This is a genomic window from Luteibacter pinisoli (assembly GCF_006385595.1).
GTDB classification, from domain to species: Bacteria; Pseudomonadota; Gammaproteobacteria; order Xanthomonadales; family Rhodanobacteraceae; genus Luteibacter; species Luteibacter pinisoli.
This window is the reverse complement of sequence record NZ_CP041046.1, coordinates 2,535,063-2,551,082: the sequence shown is the minus strand read 5'-3', so window position 1 is coordinate 2,551,082 and position 16,020 is coordinate 2,535,063. Positions and strand designations below refer to the sequence as shown.

The following is a 16,020-nucleotide window of genomic DNA, read 5'->3' as shown; positions in this document are numbered from 1 at the left end:
CTGCTCATGGACGAGAACACCGCGATCGTTCGCGCTCGCGACTTCCTCAAACGCCACGGCGTGACCGACATCCCGATCGACGTCATGACCCTGGCTGCGGCCGAGGGATTCCAAGTGCTACATAAGGACCTCCCCGACGGCGAGTCCGGCAGCACAGTCGAGCGGCGCGGCCAGCGGTACATCTGGATCAACGCCAACGAGCCCACGCAGCGCCAGCGGTTCACGGTGCTGCATGAAATCGCTCACCATGTGCTGAAGCTGCCATCCGTGCACGGACAAGCCCCGTCTGCAGACGATGCACAGCTTCTGTCGTCCCGCCGTCGTCCGGTCGAAGAGGTGGCTTGTGACGCGTTCGCGTCGGAGTGCCTAGTGCCATATTCCGTATTGAAGCCCTGTATCGACGATCGCGCGTTCACGGTGACGGCCGTGCAGGATCTCAGTGTTCGGTTTGATGCGTCCCAGCACTGCGTCGCGTCGCAGTGGATCAAGGCGTCGGAGGACGCGCTGGCCTTCGTGGTCGCCAACGATCGGCGCATCCAAGTGGCATTCCCGAGCCGAACGGCGAAAGAAGCGGGGCTTCGCATCGCCAATGGGCGGATGCTACCAACGGGCTCGGCGGCGGATCAGTTGGTGCGTGCCAGCGCGACCGACGGCCCTTCGTCCGAGCTGGACGCCTCGGAATGGTCGCTCGCCGATGCAGCCGCGCACTATATGGCCTATGAAGAAGCCACGAACTACGTGCCCAAGCAGCGCACCTATTCGTTCGTGACCTTCGAAGCGGTGGGGAATGCACCACGGGTCGCGGTGCACGCGGCGCGGGACGACGACGACGACTTGCTCGCGCCGCTGACGGGCGAACTAAGTTGGAAGCCTAAACGCTGAGGAACGGTGGCGTTTGGCCTTATGTGGGAAGCGCTCGGGCGCTGCGCATCCGTTGCAAGCTGCCTTCGTGCAGGGCAGCGACGCTGCCAACACCGTCCAAAATGGACGGTCTCGAGTGCGTAAGGGGAGTCAGTGGAAGTACGAGGTGCCGGAAGGTTTTAGTGGAATGCTGACGGACAGTGCCTCTGGGCTCTGAAATTGTCTGAGTAATCGCAAGGAAGAAGTGCGGCAAGATTGGAGGAGAGTAGGTTTAGGGCATTCGCGGGTGATACGTGACACGTGACTGTGTCGTCGAATATTCAATCTTGAGGGGGTTGGTATGCTACGAAAGCTGTTGGGAGCCACCCTGAGCCTTTCGCTTGTCTGGAGCTCGGCTGCTAGCGCTGATCAGGCGTTGCTCGTCTTTGGCGGCAAAGGACACGACGTGTTCCTTGGCTGCCTTAACTGCGACAAGTACGCCGGGAACTCCATTCAAAACAGCTACGGACCGTATGGCAGCAAGTACAGCGAGACCAGTATCCTCAACCGGTACTCAGACTACGGCTCGAAGTATAGTGACACTGGGGCGTGCAACGAATATGCAAATGATGCGCCGGTCATAGTCGACAACGCAGGGAACTACTACGGCAAGCTCTCCCTTAACAAGTATGGCGGGCAGACGCGCAATAGCGACATCGTTGCTTGGTTGACGGCTGTGTGTTCCGACTAAGGTGGTGGCGCTTCGTAAGCGTGCATGGCCGTCGAGCTTGGCGGGGCACCACGACGCAGTTTCACCATCGTTTCGTTTCGACGATCCTTACGCAGTATGCGCGCAACCGCTCACAGTTCTCGATGGGTTGAAGCAGGCGACGAGGAAGCTCCTCCTTGGAACCTGGTCGGACCAGGGCTCGGCGGCCACCTGCGCCTGCGTGGCCAGCATGCGGATGGGGAGGCGGGGATGCCGGAATAGAGCCCCAATCAGGAACCTCACAAGCTCTCGGCTATGATCCAGACTATCCGACCCGGCCTAGACCACCTCGGATCCTTCCCCCGGAGCTTCGATGGGCGTTCAACAACGAAATAATGTCCGCATCCTGGGCGACGGCCCAGCCACGCTTGTCTTCGCTCACGGCTTCGGCTGTGACCAGAACATGTGGCGTCTCGTGGCGCCGGCATTTGCCGATCGGTTCCGGGTGGTCCTGTTCGACCTGGTGGGCAGCGGCGGCTCCGACCTTTCGTCCTACGACCGCCATAAATACGACAGCCTCGACGGGTATGCCGACGACCTGGTCGAAGTGGTTCAAGGCTTCGGGCAAGGGCCCGTCGTCTTCGTTGGCCATTCCGTAAGCGCCATGATCGGCACCGTGGCGGATGCGAGGTCCCCGGGACTCTTCGCGGCCCACATCATGATTGGCCCATCGCCGTGTTACATCAACGATGGCGACTACACGGGCGGCTTCAGTCGGGACGACATCGATTCCCTCCTGGACACCATGAGCGGCAACTACCTGGGATGGTCGAGCACCATGGCGCCTTCCATCATGGGAGCGCCCGACCAGCCGGAACTGGCCGTGGAGCTCACCAACAGCTTCTGCCGGACGGATCCGGAAGTGGCCAGGCAGTTTGCCCGGGTGACCTTCCTGTCCGACAACCGGCGGGACCTCCACCGGCTAGCCAGCCCGTGCCTCATTCTCCAGAGCTCCGATGACATCATCGCCCCGGTCGAGGTCGGCGACTATCTTCATCGGGCCCTGTCCAACAGCACGCTCCGGGTCATCGACAACGTGGGCCATTGCCCGCACCTGAGCGCCCCGCGTGCCTGCATCGACGCCATGGACGCCTTCCTCAAGACACTCGACCTGCCCGATGCCTCCTGAGCCGCCCGTCTTGCCGCCGGTTGGCGACCTCTACGCAGCGGCGCCCTGCGGGCTGGTGCTCACGGACCCGGACGGCACCATTCGGCATGCCAACGAGACCTTCTGCGAGTGGATGGGAGTTGAGCTGGCCGGCCTGGTGGGCGGGCGACGGATCCAGGACCTGCTCACGGTGGGCGGCCGCATTTTTCATCAAACCCACTGGGTGCCCCTGCTGCAGATGCAGGGAAGCATTTCAGAGGTCAAGCTGGAGCTGAAGCGCGCCGACGGCCGGACCTTTCCGGTCGTTCTGAACGCAGTAAGCCGTTCCCACGGTGCACAGGTCTTCCACGAGTTGGCCTTCTTCATCGCCGAAGACCGGCACCGATATGAGCGCGAGCTCATGCACGAGCGCGCCCAGGCACAGCAGCTGCTCGCCACCCACCTGGAAGCCCAGCATGCGCTGGCGTTATCCGACGCCCGGCTGCGCCTGGCGATGGAGTCAGCCCATCTCCATGTGTGGCATGTGAACCCAGACACCTCACTTCGCTGCTACGACGATTCCGTCTCGGAGCTGTTGGGCTACCCGAATCCCCAGCCCGTCTCTGCCCAACGCTTCCTCAGCCACATAGAGTTCGCTGACCGGGAGCGGGAAGCCACAGCGCTCTCCGAAGCGATGGACGCGACCCGGGGTGCCTATCGGTGCGTGTTCCGGCTCAACGGGGCGGACGGTGTCCAACGGACCATCCGGGCTACCGGCGATGCCGTCTTTGACCAGAACGGTCAGTTCCTGCGCCTGGTGGGAGTCCTCCAGGACATCAGTGAACTCAGCCGCCAGCGTGCCGCGGCCGAAGAGCGCGCGAGGTTCGCCGAGCAGATGGTGGGCATCGTCAGCCACGACCTGCGGAATCCCCTCACCGCCATCAAGATGGGCACGCAGATGCTCACCAACCCGGCCCTGGCGCCAGGTAAGCGCGATCGCATGGCTGAGCACATCGATGCCTCGGTGGACCGGGCACGGCGATTGATCGACGACCTGCTGGACTTCACGCAGGCCAAGATCGGATCGGGCCTGAGCGTGACGCCGCAGTCGGTCGATCTCCATGGCCTCGTCGGCGTTGCGGTTAATGAGCTCAGACTGTCTTTTCAGGGGCGCACCCTCATCCAGCGGGAGGAGGGCATGGGCGAGTGCTTCGCCGACCCAGGGCGACTGAGCCAGCTCCTCGGCAACCTGGTGGGTAACGCCATGACCTACGGTGACAAGGAACGCCCCGTGACCATCACTTCGCGGGTGGATCGGGACACCTTCGAGCTGGAAGTCCACAACTGGGGCACACCGATTCCAGAGGAGTTGCTGCCGGTCCTCTTCGAACCCATGATGCGCGGTACGGCGGTGGCCAACGACCAACGCAGCGTGGGGCTGGGCCTGTTCATTGTGAATGACATCGTCCGTGCGCACCGGGGACAGATCTCGGTCAGCTCCTCGCTTGAGGCAGGTACGGTGTTTCGGACGATCTTTCCGCGCTGGTGATTTTTCGCAGAAACGGTTCAGGGAACCCGCCGCGTCTACGCGCTTCCAGAGCAACGGGGGCATGGCCGGGCACCGTCAATCCAATCCGCTCAGCCGCGTCGCGCACTCGCGTTTCATAGGCCCGATCGGAGGATTCCGCCGCCATGGTGACCCATTTGTTCCCGATGGCCGTGTGAAGCTCCTCGTCCCTGCCAAACATGGCCAGGAGCGCCGCCGAGCGAACATCCCCCGCAGCGTGGAACGATCGCGCAAGGGATTGGACGGAATCGAGGGCGTTGCCTTCCTGGACCAACTGCTCGATACAGAGGCACTCGATGGCGTCACGGCCTGCCATCCATCGATCCCACACTTTGAGCGAATAGCGGAAACCGACAGCGGGAAGCCCCAACTCCTTGCACCTCAAAAGGCACGCTTGGGCATGACGCGCTTCGTCCCAGCACTGGCGCGCCATATCCACCTTGAATGCCATGGGGAGATCGCGGAACCGCACGATGCTTGCCGCGCATACCTCCATCGCCGACAGTTCGATATCGGCGAACACGTCGTGAAGAATCTGGGCCCTTCCTTCCGGCGTCCCGATCAGCGACGCCCACGGTGGCTCGTCGCCTCGCCTCGGTTCAAGTTCGTGAGCACGTCGCGGGGAATCTACGGTCACTGGGATAGGTAACGAGTGAGCATAGGTGACGGTCGGTCCGGACAGGGCGAGTGAGTAGGGGGACGAAGGCTCCGGGAAATGAGCGGCTAGCGTCATCTCAAGGGCGTCGCTCGGGCCGTTTAGTACCTTCTCCAGGTAGTCCATGAGCCTTCGCTCGCGAGATTGCGCGATGAAGGTTCCGAGGAGCCCGATGATTTGATCCGAGGCTGCCTGGATAGCGAGGTCGCCATCGACATTCACACGCCGCACGAAGGCTTCTTCAAGTCCGATCGGCGCAAGCAACCGCGTGTCCGCGGTCAGTTCGGAAAAGCGCAGGTGAGCAAGCGACAATGCCCAGCCCAGCGTGCCGGTGCGTTGGCCCAGCGTGATCTTGAGCTCAGTAGAAACAGCGCGTGGGAGCCAACAGGCGTGAAACTCAAGGGCGCGAAGGATCGCATAGCACAGTGCGCCACTCCCCGATATGGCTCGGGTCAATGGGTTGGTTGGTTCACGCATGTCCAAGCCTTTGAGCGCCATGGCGCCAGTAAAGCTGACCCAGAACGGCGTTGAACTCGAAGGCTTCTGGCATGACCGCAACGACAGCTGCGCTTAGCCATTTTTCCCACTTTTGATCCGATGGTGCTGTCGGCTGGGCGAGTTCCTCTTCCAAAAGCGAACGCGCCTTGGCGTTATGGCCCAAACCATGAAAAGCCAGCGCTCGCATCAGGCGCAATGGCGCTGACACGCGCGTCCCGAGCAACTCAATCATCCGATCAAGGCGGGGGAGGGCGTCACGTCGGTCCCAACCGAGCGTGGCCTCACGCAGGACATTCGCGGGGATGGGCCGTTCCAGACGAAACACCGCGGACTCACCGACCTTGTCATGTTCGAGACTGACGTAGTCAAGTAATCCGGCCATGCTGTGTGCGATCCAGGGCTGGGTGGGAGAATAAAAGTCCTGCTGGATGATCAGCGAGTGGCCGGGGACCATTTGAGGAACCCAGCGTTGAAGGACGAACCCGTTGAGCGCTGGCGTCTTGGCAAGATCGATGACGGCCAGTTCGATCGTTCGTTCAATGCGGCCCACCTGGACCAGGTCACCGGCACGGATTTCGACGCGGAGCGCCTGTTGCCCGAGGTTCCGCAGGAATTCGGGAAGGAACGATTCCCCGAACCGCACATCGGCTCCCATCTGTGCCAGGAAGTCCACCACGTAGTGGTCGGAGGCTGTGAATCGATCGATGGCGATGATGGGCAGCTCCGCGTCATGCTGTGGATCGCAGGCGTCCAGACCTCGGATCAAGGCCTTTGTGCTTGCCCCGATGAAGCAGCCGGCGTCGACAATACATCCGTCGCCACGAAAGTGGCGGCGCACGACCTGTTCGTAGTAATCGGCTTCTGAGGCTTCGATGAATCCACCCAGGTCGTGCCCAGCATCGCCGCCCATCGTCACGCCTCGACCGTTTCGGCGGACACGGCGTTCATCAAGGCCGCCCGCGCGCCATCGTTCACAGAAACGCGCTCGTGGAATCCAGCACCCCAAAGTGACGCAAGGACATCCTGGGCTCCGTCCTGTTCCAACAGGTTTGCAATCTCTATTTCCAGGAGCTCATTGACTGTCGTGTCATCGACGGTAAGGACGGCGTCGTCCATACCCATGAGCGGGGCCTTGCCCGTGGTTATCGCCGGAATCCACGCCTTCGGTCGGTCAAGCACGCCGAAGACGAACGCCAATTCTTCAGCGCGAGCACCAATGACGGCGCGAACTGCAGCGCGCTCGTGTCGGCTGACGGTTCGACGACGGTAAATGGACGTGCCGTAGATGCTATGGAACAAGCCGGCCAGGCAGACATGCTCCGCGCAGTCCCACTGCTTGAGCAGTCGCCACGTGCCTACCAGGTGTTCCATCAGGTTCCGCCCGGAATGGCCGCTGGTCTCAGCACCATGCCGGCGGAGGAATTCAAGAAGGTTCGCGCGAGGCATGGGTGATCCATCCGGTGCGGTGCTTGCTGGTGTGCGTTGGAGCTTGAAAACCAACGTCATCCGTAGCGCCGGACAATCGCGGCTGACGGAGCGAGCCACATGCTTGACGGTGCCGTCGAAGACAATCAGACGCCCTGGCCTGGGGGTGACCGCCTCACACTCACCAGCTTCTCCGATGAACATGGTCTCGCCAGCCCATTTCGCGCTCCAGGTGGGGTTCACGTAGACCAACGCCGTCAGCGCGTCCTCGCCAGGCTTTGCATCGCGGTGAACGTGGCCGTCAAGACCATAGGTGTGTCCGTTCGCGTAGCATCGGACCAACTGATAATCAGGCGTAAATTGCTCCCGTATCTTCGCCCAGACAGACGCGATAGCGGCGAGCTTCGGATCGCTGGCAAGTAGCTCGTCCTGACGGAAATATTCGTCGGGACGCCGACTCCCACAGAAATGGATGTGCCAGAACGGCGTTTCCTCAGCCCCCGTGTTGGAGCGCCACCCATAGGACCAGACTTCGCCTTTGAAATGGTGGGCGAGGAGGGCGGGGTCGACGAAGTCGTCAACGACCTTAAGTTTGGTGTGTAGCATGACGAGTCCCTGTTCGTTGAGGTAGGAAGTCAGGCGGCCAGGCCAGACCAGGCCAGCGCTTCACTCGGTGACAGTGGCCCTCCGATGGCCGTCAAGCATTCCTGCCCCTCCTGTGCGAGGAGGGAGGGCTCTCCGGATGCGGCGGCGCCCAGTGCGGCGTCGAGGCGGGCAATCACGAGGGGCGCTGACTGAGCACACCACCTGCGCATGAGTGGGGCCGAAGCCAGCCATCCGGTGCAGTTGAGCGATCGGACGGCGAGAATGGTTTGGTAGGTATCGACGGCAAGGAGTTGGCTATCGACAGCATCGTGCTCACGGCCGATGTCGCCGAGCTTCGCCATCAAGGCAAGTCGATATACCGTCCAGTTCGGTCGAATCTGCCTGCGCGGCCATGATGATTGGCTTTCGGCGGCGAGACGCGCCAGCGAACCGTTGCTGTCACTAAGAATGCGTCCTGTCGCGAGCGCATGCGTATAGAACGATATGAAGCGCGACCGCTGTTCCTGCCAGGCCGCCTTGAGCGACGCTGAGCTATGAAGGTGAACATCAAGGAGTCCGTGTGACGTCGGGATCTTCTTCCGACGCAGCGAGGCGGTTCCGTCGACAAGGACGATAACGTCAATATCTGAATGTGCGTCGACAGGGCCAACGACATGCGACCCAAAGAGGAGCACGCCCTGCGTCATGCCGAGCGTCTGTTGAACAAGCGAGAGAATGATCTGCGACATGGTGCGATCCGCTGGAGGGCAAGTCGCGGTTGCAGGGGCGCGCTCCCTGCAGCCGCGGGATTAGCAGGTCGCCTTGGATTAGCTCTGGATCGGGCCGACCGTCACGGTGCCGTCGCCGCCACCGCTGTCGCCACCGCCATCGCCGTAGTAGCCACCACCGTCGGCGTAGTAGCCGCCGTCACCGCCGCCGCCATCACCACCGGTACCCGCCTGGTTACCGTTCGGATCGATCGCCAGATGATGGTTGGTCACCACGTCATGGAACATCGCGTTGATCGCGTCGGCAGCGGAGGCATGGCCACCGTTGCTGTAGGCGTTCCAGTCGATATTTTCAGGATGGACGATCTCAAAATACTGTGCCGGCGGTGCGTGTTCGCCGTAGGCGATGAACGTGTTGTAGTCGTTCTCCAGATACTGGAACTGCAGGCTGTTCACGTTTGCCGAGAGATTGGCATAATCCAGCGATGTGAACAGCTTGCCGGCAACGCCGGAATCCAGGCCGCCTTCGGCAGCCAGGTCAATGGCGGCCTTTGCCAGCACTTCAAACTGCTCTTCGGCGGCGTCGCCACCATAGACCTGTGACAACTCGGCGATATTCAACTCGCGCATTGGTCAAACTCCATTTTGGTTAGTGGGTTACTTCTCTTTGGTTGCCTGGCATGCCAGCTTCGCGCGAAGCGACGCCGGCACTGCCGTGCTCGGTCCCAGGCGGTTGAGCAGGGCGCTGACGCGCTTGCCCTCGCCACCTCGGCAAACGTCATAGCCATGATCGACCAGCCACTCCGCGGCTTCGGCCTCGTCGCCGGCAAGGGCGGCCTCCAGCGCACCGCGCGGAACGTTGTCTGTCTGGTCGGGTTTGGATCCCGACGTCAGACTGGCCCCGGCCTTGGTGAGCGAGGCCATGGCGCCGATATGCCCACACTGGGCGGCAAGCACGATCGGAGTGGAACCGGTCGTGTCCGTCGTGGCATTGGGATGGGCGCCGCGCGCGATCAGCGTGTCCACGGCCACCTGGTTGCCCGTCCAGGCGGCGCCTGCCAGGGCTTGGTCGAGGGCTGCGCTGCGCGCTGTCGCGGGCGCTGATTCGAGTGAATCGATGGCCGTCCCGAGTGATGTGGTGTTACCGGCGAGGACGGCTATCTGTAGCTGAGTCGTCGGTTCCGCGGAGGTCCCCTTTGCTCGCATGGCCTTCAGCGCGGCGGCCTGCGTGGCATCGCAAGTGGTAGGAGTCGCGTGAGCAAACGTGCCCCAGCTTATAAGCAGGAAAGCGAGACAGGCTAGACGTGGCTTCATGGTCAATCCTTAGCGTTTTGGCTTGGTGAGGTGGATCACCCGATCCGCAGTCGCGATCACCTCGGGTCGGTGTGAAATGAAGATTCTTGTCGTTCCTGATTGGCGCAGCGTCTCCGAGATGCGACGTTCCAGATCAAGATCGAGGTGACTGGTTGCCTCGTCCATAATGAGGATTCGAGGCTGGCGATAAAACGCGCGCGCTAGAAACATCCGCTGTTGCTGGCCTCCGGACAGACTCGATCCCATGTCGCCGACGAGCGTATGAAAACCCATCGGCATTCGCACGATGTCATCGTAGATTTCGGCTTGACGAGCCGCGTCCTCGACGCGCTGCGGGTCAGCTTCTTCGTCAAAGAAGCTGATGTTGTCGGCAATCGTTCCCGAGAAGAGCCGGTCATCCTGCATGACGGTGGCGGTCATCTGCCGGAGCCGCGCTTTCCCCAGATGCTTCAGGTCAATGCCGCCGATCTCAATGCGCCCCTGATTCGGGTCCAGTAAGCCCACCAGAATGCGAATAAGGGTGCTCTTGCCACAGCCGGACGGGCCGACAATGGCTACCGACTCGCCGGCGGAGATATCGAAGGAGACGTCCTTCACGATCCACGGCTCGCCAGCCGCATATCGGAACGCCAGGCGCTCGGCGACGACGGAAGGTTTCGGATCAGGACCGGCATAGGCGCCATGGCCGGAAGGCTCCGTAGGCGTCAGGACAATGTCGGCCAGGCGTTCACCTTGCATGCGCAGGAGACGAAGCTCAATGATGTAATCGACCAGGCTTGATGCCCGTGTGGCGAACTGATCACCGTAGGCGGCAAAAGCCATGAGCATGCCGGCGCTGAAATCGCCCTTGATGGCCATCCAGGCGCCCAACCAAAGCACTCCGATTTTCTGGATGCCACTCGTGATGGTGCTGAAGGATGAGAAGATCATGCTCAACCGCTGAACGACGATATTGGCGTTCAGTGATTCTGCCGTGACGTTCATATAGTTGGATGAGCGCACGGATTCTTTGTTGAACAGCCGGATGGTCTGGACGCCACGGGCCGACTCCATGAACTGCGATTGCTGCTTGGCGTTGATCACGATCTGGCTCAGGTTGGCCTCGCGATACACGCGGTAATAGAGCAGCCGGCTGAGCGTATAAAGGCCGATAGCTCCGACGATGATGGCGGTCAGCAGCGGGCTATAGACAAGCAGTAAGACTCCCGTGGCAATCGCCATGACGCCGTCCATAACCACCTCAACAAAGCGAGTGGTCAACGTCTTCTGGATGTTCGCGATGACTCCGAATCGCGAGACAATGTCGCCAAGATGTCGACGAAGGAACCATCCCTGCGGAAGTCGAAGCAAATGCTGGAAGACGTTACCTGTCCATTTCAGAGAGAACTGACTGGTCATCCACGTGATGGTCCAGGTTCTGGCAGCTCCGACGATCGCCTGGAGAATGAGGAGGAACGAGAAGCTGAAGCCCAGAAACGTCAAGAGATCAAGGTCACTGTCGGCGAGGACCTGATCCACCACGATTTCCAGAAACTGCGGCGCAAGAAGCGAAAAGAGCTCCAGCACGGCTGCCAGTGCAAATACCACGCCAAGGGAGCGGCCGAGGCCCTGGACCGAACCCACGATATCGCGCATGGCGACCGGAGGTTCCGCCCGCTTTCGCCGAAAGTCGGGACCTCGCGTTATCTCGACGCCAATGCCGGTGAAGTGCTTGGAGGCTTCAGCCAGAGAGAGAATGCGCTCACCGACAGCGGGATCATGAATGATGATCCGGCGCTCGTTGACGCTCCGAAGCACCACGAAATGATTCATGTCCCAGTGCAGGATGGCCGGCGTATCCAGTTGTCCAATCTCGGAAAGCTCGAGCTTGACGGGCCGGCCGTTGAGACCCAGTTCACGAGCGATCTCAAGCAGACGTTCCAGCTTCATGCCCTTGAGCGAGCTGGTGAACCGATGCCGCATTTCGGACAGCGTCAGGTGATGCTGAAAGTAACCGGCCACCATCGCGAGGCAAGCCAGTCCGCACTCGGCAGCCTCGCTTTGGCGGATCAAGGGAAGCCGTCGACGCGTGCCGAAGTGGAGGAGCCCGTGGACGGCAGCGTGATCGTCAGTGAAGCCGCCCGCAACGGCATCGCGCTGCGCCTTCGGAACGTCGTCCATCATTGTTCAACCTCCGCCCGGCGGCGCATGCCGTAGATCGGTTCCAGTGCCCATTCGATGATCCGTCGGCGGTCCAACAGCATGTCCGCGTCCAAGGCCATTCCCGGCTTAAGCGCGGCCGGTTTGCCATAGGCAACGACTTCCTGCGCGTCCAGCGCAACGACCACGCGATACATGGGCTCTTTGGGAGGATCACCCCCCAGAAGCTCGGTGAGTTCGTGTTGGGTTAATGCCCCTTTTGACACCTCAACCACGCGACCTCGCTGGACGCCAAACTTCTGGTAGGGGAAGGCTTGGTAGTGGAGCGCGACGGTGGTTCCCACGGCCACGAATCCAGCGGCGCTACTGGGGACCATCAGGTCGGCCTGAAGCGGGGAACCATCCGGAACGATGGACATGAGACGGTCGCCGGTCTCGATGGCTTGCCCGAGCGCAACAATCAAGCCGGTGACCGTGCCTGTGGCAGGTGCCCTGAGCACCGAGCTGCGGTCGAGCTCGTTCTGTGCCAAGGATTGATCATTCTGCGAAAGCTGGTGATTGAGGTCGCTAACCTTGGCTGCGGTGGTCAAAGGCAGCTGTTCAAGCTGATCACGGACCGAGTCGAGCTGTTGCTTTGACTCGAAGTGACGTCGCTGAAGGTCTTTGACCTGCGTTTCGGCGGTGAGCTTTTGCATACGCTGTTGCTGGACATCTAGCGCCGAGACGTAGCCCTTGGACGTAAGGGGCTCAATCCGGGCAAGCAAATCGCCTACGGAGGAGGCTTGTTGCTGAGCCAGCCCCTCCTGGGCGTCGATCCGGTCGATTTGCTCCGTTAACATGCGTTCCTGCATATGGAGATCGGCTTCTTGCTTGGCCGCGAGTGCAGTGGCATCGTGGATGTCGTTTCGAATGCGGCTTTGCTCGGCGGTCAGCTGCCGCGAAATCGCGGCGGAGGTATCGCCAAGGGTGGTGCTGCTCCGTTCACCGGAGAGCTCAACGATGGCGTCACCTTTAGCGACATGCGCCCCGTCAGACGCCAGGAAGCGGGCTACGGTGCCCGCGGCACGCGCATTCACCGAAACCATGCCGGCGGTCGGAGTAAGGACACCATCGACGTGTTCTCGGCGGGTATAGGTGCCGAGGAAGAGCCACGCAATGATCGCAATGCCGACGGTTCCCGCGCCGCATGCCCAGGCCAGATGCGTAAGTGGCGACGCGATCTGAACGACGCCATGGAACGAGGTGCGGCGCCCCTCTGCGATTTCTTCGCGGAATAGTCCGTCGGCCATTGAGCACTCCATTGCATTCAGAATCTCGGCGAAACTATCAGCTAAAAATCAGAAGTAAATCGCAAGTTCCGTTGTCACAAAGTAAGTTCCTGCGGCTTATTCCAACTTGCAATGCAAGTTTATGGAGGTACTAAGGCGCAAGATATTGCTGTAAGGGTTTGCCTACAAACGCTGACGTGTTCGGCCTACACGCTCGGCGCCGAAGGGCCGTTGAGGATGACAAGACGGTTACAGCGTTGCTCGCGACAAATCGATGCAAGCTCTTTCGTTTTGCCACACGCCACTCGTATAGTCGCGGTCCCACGCGGAGACAAACATGCAAGGAAATGCGACGCACGTCACACAAGCGCGTCTTAAGCAGGCGATGGTTGCAGTACTGATCGCACTCGCTTCGAATGGCTCGGTTCGGGCCGAGGACACGGCCCCCCCGCTGACGGAGACGGCGTTGCGAGATGCTGTTCGCGCAGCAGATGCTTCTGGGCTATTGGGGGCCTTCCAACATCCGGCAAATGATGCGTCACGCGCGCTTGCGGCGATGGGGCTGGACCGTGTGACCTGGCAACTCGACCATTCATCGGCGACAGCGCGGACCTGTGCCAAAGCACTTGCTTCGACACAAGCGGTCACGGCGTTCTTCTGCGCCAAGTTTGAAGCGGGCAACCTTCGGCTCAAAGGTCGTTATGCCGACGCATCCCGCCTGGATGCAGCGGCGGCCACCACGTTCGCGTCCGTGGCGTCTTCCGATATTCCTTTCCAGGCGTTCATGCGCGACAACGCCCTTTATGCGGCCATGCCCCCCATTTCCGCCGAACATGCGGGTGATGTCACCGTTCCCGTTCGCTTCGATGCGGCACACGCATTTTCATTGGACGCCACGGTGAATGGCCAAGCGATCGCGCTCGGTCTGGACACGGGGTCAGCGACAACATTGAGCCGTGCGACCGCAAAGCGCTTAGGTGTGAGGGTGGTTATCGCCGACCACGGTAAGGCCGTCGGCCTGTTGGGTAAGTCCTCCCCACAGAGCCTTGGGATCATTGACGAACTTAAGCTTGGCTCGGCGGTAGTGAGGCATTTGCCCGTGGAAGTCGTTGACGAGGGAAGGGACGTCGTCGGTAACGACGCGTTGATGCAACTGGGGCGTTTTCGCTTGACCAGAGACACGCTTACGTTCCCTTCGAGTTCCGACGCTCTCTCATCGTGTCAAGAGCCGATGCTGGTGAGCACGGCCGCCTTTGGGGGCGGCACGCTTTTGGTCAAGCCACTCCGCATCAATGGGCAAGACCGGTTGGCGCTGATCGATACGGGCGACTCGTTCGTACTGACGGGGAGTGCTTCAGCGGCCGCACAGGCCCCGGGTGGCCACCACCGGCGAATCATGACGCGTGATCTCACTCGGGCCGACCAGGCGGTGGACACGGTGAGTGGGCACGCGACGGTCACCCTGGGCGGACGCGACCAGTCGGTCGACTTTCCAATCTATCCCACCGCGAACCTTCCGTATCCTTATATTCTCGGTGGAGGAGCAATGTCAGACGTAGCGTTGGAGGTGGACTTTGACAACGCGCATGTATGTTTGACCCAGCGAAGCTAGGTTCTGCCTGACGCCCATTCGCAGTCGCGCCGATTGCGTCCGTATGACAGCAAGAGCATGTTGGGGGAGCACGATGGACTGGCTAAAGCGCCTAACCAGCAGGCCGGTGAAGAACAAGCCCGAGCACACCGAACCCCCTGGTCAGGTCGCGGACCCAACCGAGATGTTGGCCCACGCATTACGCAGCCACGGTATAGAGGTCACGCGTGTGGGCGATGTCCTCCTGTTACCAGGCGATCTTGGACTGAAGGCTTCCGTCCACGACGTGCCTTCGGCGAATCCGGGCACCTACATGGTCGGCTACGAGCTCATCGCCCTTAGCCCGCTCACGGCGAACAAGCCGGTGTTCTCAAGCATGTTCGGCCACGGCGATTCCCGCGAAAAGGCCATAACCAACAGCTTCGTCAAGACGATGATTGGCCCGCTCCACGTCATGCTGGAAGCCTTGGCTAACCACGTGTGCGATCCGCCCCGAACGACCCTTGAGACCTGGGTGGCGGCGACAGCGAGCTGGAACGTCTTCGAAGGGCAGGTGGTTACCGAGGAATCCGAGGGGTGGACGCATTCGCTGACCTCGACCTACCGGGAACACGGCTGGCCAGCCCTGCGCCGGATGTTCGAGGCAACTCAGGGCCGCGGGCACCACTCCATCAGTGTCACGCTCGCCAGCTTCAATAGCGAGGTGAGCGGTATCGACATCCTGCTGGATGACGAGCCATGGGTCGAAGCTGTCGAGCACTTCCAAACGCTCCCATGGCAGACAGGGGCGGGTTATGAATCCGCCCGGCATTTCGCCATTGCGTTGGATAAGGATCCGGCACCGTAAGTCCTGCCGACCGGAGGGCGCGAAGCTCACCTTTGAGTGACGCGAAGCTGGCGACGGGACGCGCAGCATACCGAATCGGACATCATCGACAGGTGCGGACTTCTATGCGAACACTAGTTTTTCTGAGCCTGGTCGCTCTTGGTGTTGGTGCACGCTAGCCAGATGGGATTTGTCCATGATTTTCGAGATCGCCATATTTCTGGCCTCTGGCTTTGCCGACAACGCGCATTCCGGGAGCCATGCAGGGTTCTGCGACGATTCGCCCGTTGTTTCCCTCGAGACGCTGCTCTCGCACCCCGACGAATTCCTCGACAAACGGGTCAGGCTTCACGCGTTGATGGCCACAGATGGCAAGGAGTACTCGAACCTGCGAGCCTCTGAGGAAAGCCGCGTCTCTATTCTGACAACCATCGACGAGGTGTCGTCGATGTATGCAAGGGAGCATCCGGACACGGGGCCATCCTTTAACCTGATGGATGATTTCAAGGCCAAACTAAAAGAGAGGCAGGGCGGGGCCTATAAATTCGACATGAGCAAGATCGTGCAGTACCGGCAGGACGTTGACGCGTGCGGTCGGCTCGTCGGGCCAGCGAATGACCGGTTTTTTGCTCTGGATGACATGGTTATTCTCAAGTCTTACCTTCTACCCGAAAAGTCGTCAAGAAAGACTGGCTCAAAGGCCACGAAGCCGCCTTGACGAGCGGTCT

General features: G+C 61.0%; 15 protein-coding genes. 7 read left to right on the top strand and 8 right to left on the bottom strand.

Translation table 11 applies throughout. The features are described 5' to 3' along the window. The first annotated feature begins 6 nt into the window (after positions 1–6). The 4 genes from FIV34_RS11590 to FIV34_RS11575 all read left to right on the top strand — a co-directional run bounded on the left by FIV34_RS11590 (position 7) and on the right by FIV34_RS11575 (position 4,245). A complete protein-coding gene (locus tag FIV34_RS11590) occupies positions 7–882 on the top strand; it encodes an ImmA/IrrE family metallo-endopeptidase (RefSeq protein ID WP_139982880.1) in 876 nt (291 codons plus the stop codon). 319 nt (positions 883–1,201) lie between these two features. Beyond that, the gene (locus FIV34_RS11585; protein WP_139982878.1) at positions 1,202–1,591 is read left to right on the top strand and encodes a hypothetical protein; all 390 of its coding nucleotides are present in this window, start codon (positions 1,202–1,204) and stop codon (positions 1,589–1,591) included. A 331-nt stretch (positions 1,592–1,922) separates the two neighbouring features. Next, on the top strand, positions 1,923–2,738 hold the full coding sequence (locus FIV34_RS11580; protein WP_139982876.1) for an alpha/beta fold hydrolase: 816 nt from the start codon (positions 1,923–1,925) through the stop codon (positions 2,736–2,738). Next, the gene (locus tag FIV34_RS11575) at positions 2,728–4,245 is read left to right on the top strand and encodes a sensor histidine kinase (protein ID WP_139982874.1); all 1,518 of its coding nucleotides are present in this window, start codon (positions 2,728–2,730) and stop codon (positions 4,243–4,245) included. The genes FIV34_RS11580 and FIV34_RS11575 overlap by 11 nt, the downstream gene beginning before the upstream one ends. Here FIV34_RS11575 and FIV34_RS11570 read toward each other — a convergent pair. From FIV34_RS11570 to FIV34_RS11535, 8 genes are all read right to left on the bottom strand, one after another. After that, positions 4,190–5,395, bottom strand: a complete 1,206-nt coding sequence (locus FIV34_RS11570; protein WP_170207600.1) for a DUF455 family protein — start codon at positions 5,393–5,395, stop codon at positions 4,190–4,192. The two genes, FIV34_RS11575 and FIV34_RS11570, sit on opposite strands and share 56 nt — an antisense overlap. Beyond that, entirely contained in the window at positions 5,388–6,332 is a 945-nt protein-coding gene (locus FIV34_RS11565) for a hypothetical protein (protein ID WP_139982870.1), read from the bottom strand. Before FIV34_RS11565 ends, FIV34_RS11570 begins: the two co-directional genes overlap by 8 nt. Then, a complete protein-coding gene (locus tag FIV34_RS11560) occupies positions 6,329–7,447 on the bottom strand; it encodes a DUF6817 domain-containing protein (RefSeq protein ID WP_139982868.1) in 1,119 nt (372 codons plus the stop codon). Before FIV34_RS11560 ends, FIV34_RS11565 begins: the two co-directional genes overlap by 4 nt. A gap of 29 nt (positions 7,448–7,476) precedes the next feature. Next, on the bottom strand, positions 7,477–8,175 hold the full coding sequence (locus FIV34_RS11555; RefSeq protein ID WP_139982866.1) for a nucleotidyltransferase domain-containing protein: 699 nt from the start codon (positions 8,173–8,175) through the stop codon (positions 7,477–7,479). Positions 8,176–8,253: 78 nt separating this feature from the next. Next, positions 8,254–8,784, bottom strand: a complete 531-nt coding sequence (locus FIV34_RS21120; RefSeq protein WP_139982864.1) for a hypothetical protein — start codon at positions 8,782–8,784, stop codon at positions 8,254–8,256. Between the two features lie 27 nt (positions 8,785–8,811). Continuing rightward, positions 8,812–9,468: an ankyrin repeat domain-containing protein gene (locus FIV34_RS11545; protein WP_139982861.1), complete on the bottom strand. Its 657-nt coding sequence runs from the start codon at positions 9,466–9,468 to the stop codon at positions 8,812–8,814. Positions 9,469–9,477: 9 nt separating this feature from the next. Beyond that, the gene (locus tag FIV34_RS11540; RefSeq protein WP_246058602.1) at positions 9,478–11,631 is read right to left on the bottom strand and encodes a peptidase domain-containing ABC transporter; all 2,154 of its coding nucleotides are present in this window, start codon (positions 11,629–11,631) and stop codon (positions 9,478–9,480) included. Then, positions 11,628–12,896, bottom strand: a complete 1,269-nt coding sequence (locus tag FIV34_RS11535; RefSeq protein WP_139982859.1) for an HlyD family secretion protein — start codon at positions 12,894–12,896, stop codon at positions 11,628–11,630. Before FIV34_RS11535 ends, FIV34_RS11540 begins: the two co-directional genes overlap by 4 nt. A 316-nt stretch (positions 12,897–13,212) precedes the next feature. On the opposite strand from FIV34_RS11535, the gene FIV34_RS11530 reads away from it, so the two are divergent. The 3 genes from FIV34_RS11530 (at position 13,213) to FIV34_RS11520 (ending at position 16,010) form a co-directional block, all read left to right on the top strand. Next, entirely contained in the window at positions 13,213–14,487 is a 1,275-nt protein-coding gene (locus FIV34_RS11530; protein WP_139982857.1) for a retropepsin-like aspartic protease, read from the top strand. A 73-nt stretch (positions 14,488–14,560) separates the two neighbouring features. Then, positions 14,561–15,313, top strand: a complete 753-nt coding sequence (locus FIV34_RS11525) for a DUF6348 family protein (RefSeq protein WP_139982855.1) — start codon at positions 14,561–14,563, stop codon at positions 15,311–15,313. Between the two features lie 175 nt (positions 15,314–15,488). Continuing rightward, complete coding sequence (locus FIV34_RS11520; protein WP_139982853.1) at positions 15,489–16,010, top strand: hypothetical protein; 522 nt, start codon at positions 15,489–15,491, stop codon at positions 16,008–16,010. The last annotated feature ends 10 nt before the right edge of the window (positions 16,011–16,020 follow it).

Coding starts and splice junctions, on each gene's coding strand:
- FIV34_RS11555 (WP_139982866.1), bottom strand. CDS start 8,175: ATGTCGCAGATCATTCTCTCGCTTGTTCAACAGACGCTCGGCATGACG.
- FIV34_RS11580 (WP_139982876.1), top strand. CDS start 1,923: ATGGGCGTTCAACAACGAAATAATGTCCGCATCCTGGGCGACGGCCCA.
- FIV34_RS11540 (WP_246058602.1), bottom strand. CDS start 11,631: ATGATGGACGACGTTCCGAAGGCGCAGCGCGATGCCGTTGCGGGCGGC.
- FIV34_RS11590 (WP_139982880.1), top strand. CDS start 7: ATGGACGAGAACACCGCGATCGTTCGCGCTCGCGACTTCCTCAAACGC.
- FIV34_RS11585 (WP_139982878.1), top strand. CDS start 1,202: ATGCTACGAAAGCTGTTGGGAGCCACCCTGAGCCTTTCGCTTGTCTGG.
- FIV34_RS11530 (WP_139982857.1), top strand. CDS start 13,213: ATGCAAGGAAATGCGACGCACGTCACACAAGCGCGTCTTAAGCAGGCG.
- FIV34_RS11535 (WP_139982859.1), bottom strand. CDS start 12,896: ATGGCCGACGGACTATTCCGCGAAGAAATCGCAGAGGGGCGCCGCACC.
- FIV34_RS11575 (WP_139982874.1), top strand. CDS start 2,728: ATGCCTCCTGAGCCGCCCGTCTTGCCGCCGGTTGGCGACCTCTACGCA.
- FIV34_RS11520 (WP_139982853.1), top strand. CDS start 15,489: ATGATTTTCGAGATCGCCATATTTCTGGCCTCTGGCTTTGCCGACAAC.
- FIV34_RS11560 (WP_139982868.1), bottom strand. CDS start 7,447: ATGCTACACACCAAACTTAAGGTCGTTGACGACTTCGTCGACCCCGCC.
- FIV34_RS11570 (WP_170207600.1), bottom strand. CDS start 5,395: ATGCGTGAACCAACCAACCCATTGACCCGAGCCATATCGGGGAGTGGC.
- FIV34_RS11525 (WP_139982855.1), top strand. CDS start 14,561: ATGGACTGGCTAAAGCGCCTAACCAGCAGGCCGGTGAAGAACAAGCCC.
- FIV34_RS21120 (WP_139982864.1), bottom strand. CDS start 8,784: ATGCGCGAGTTGAATATCGCCGAGTTGTCACAGGTCTATGGTGGCGAC.
- FIV34_RS11545 (WP_139982861.1), bottom strand. CDS start 9,468: ATGAAGCCACGTCTAGCCTGTCTCGCTTTCCTGCTTATAAGCTGGGGC.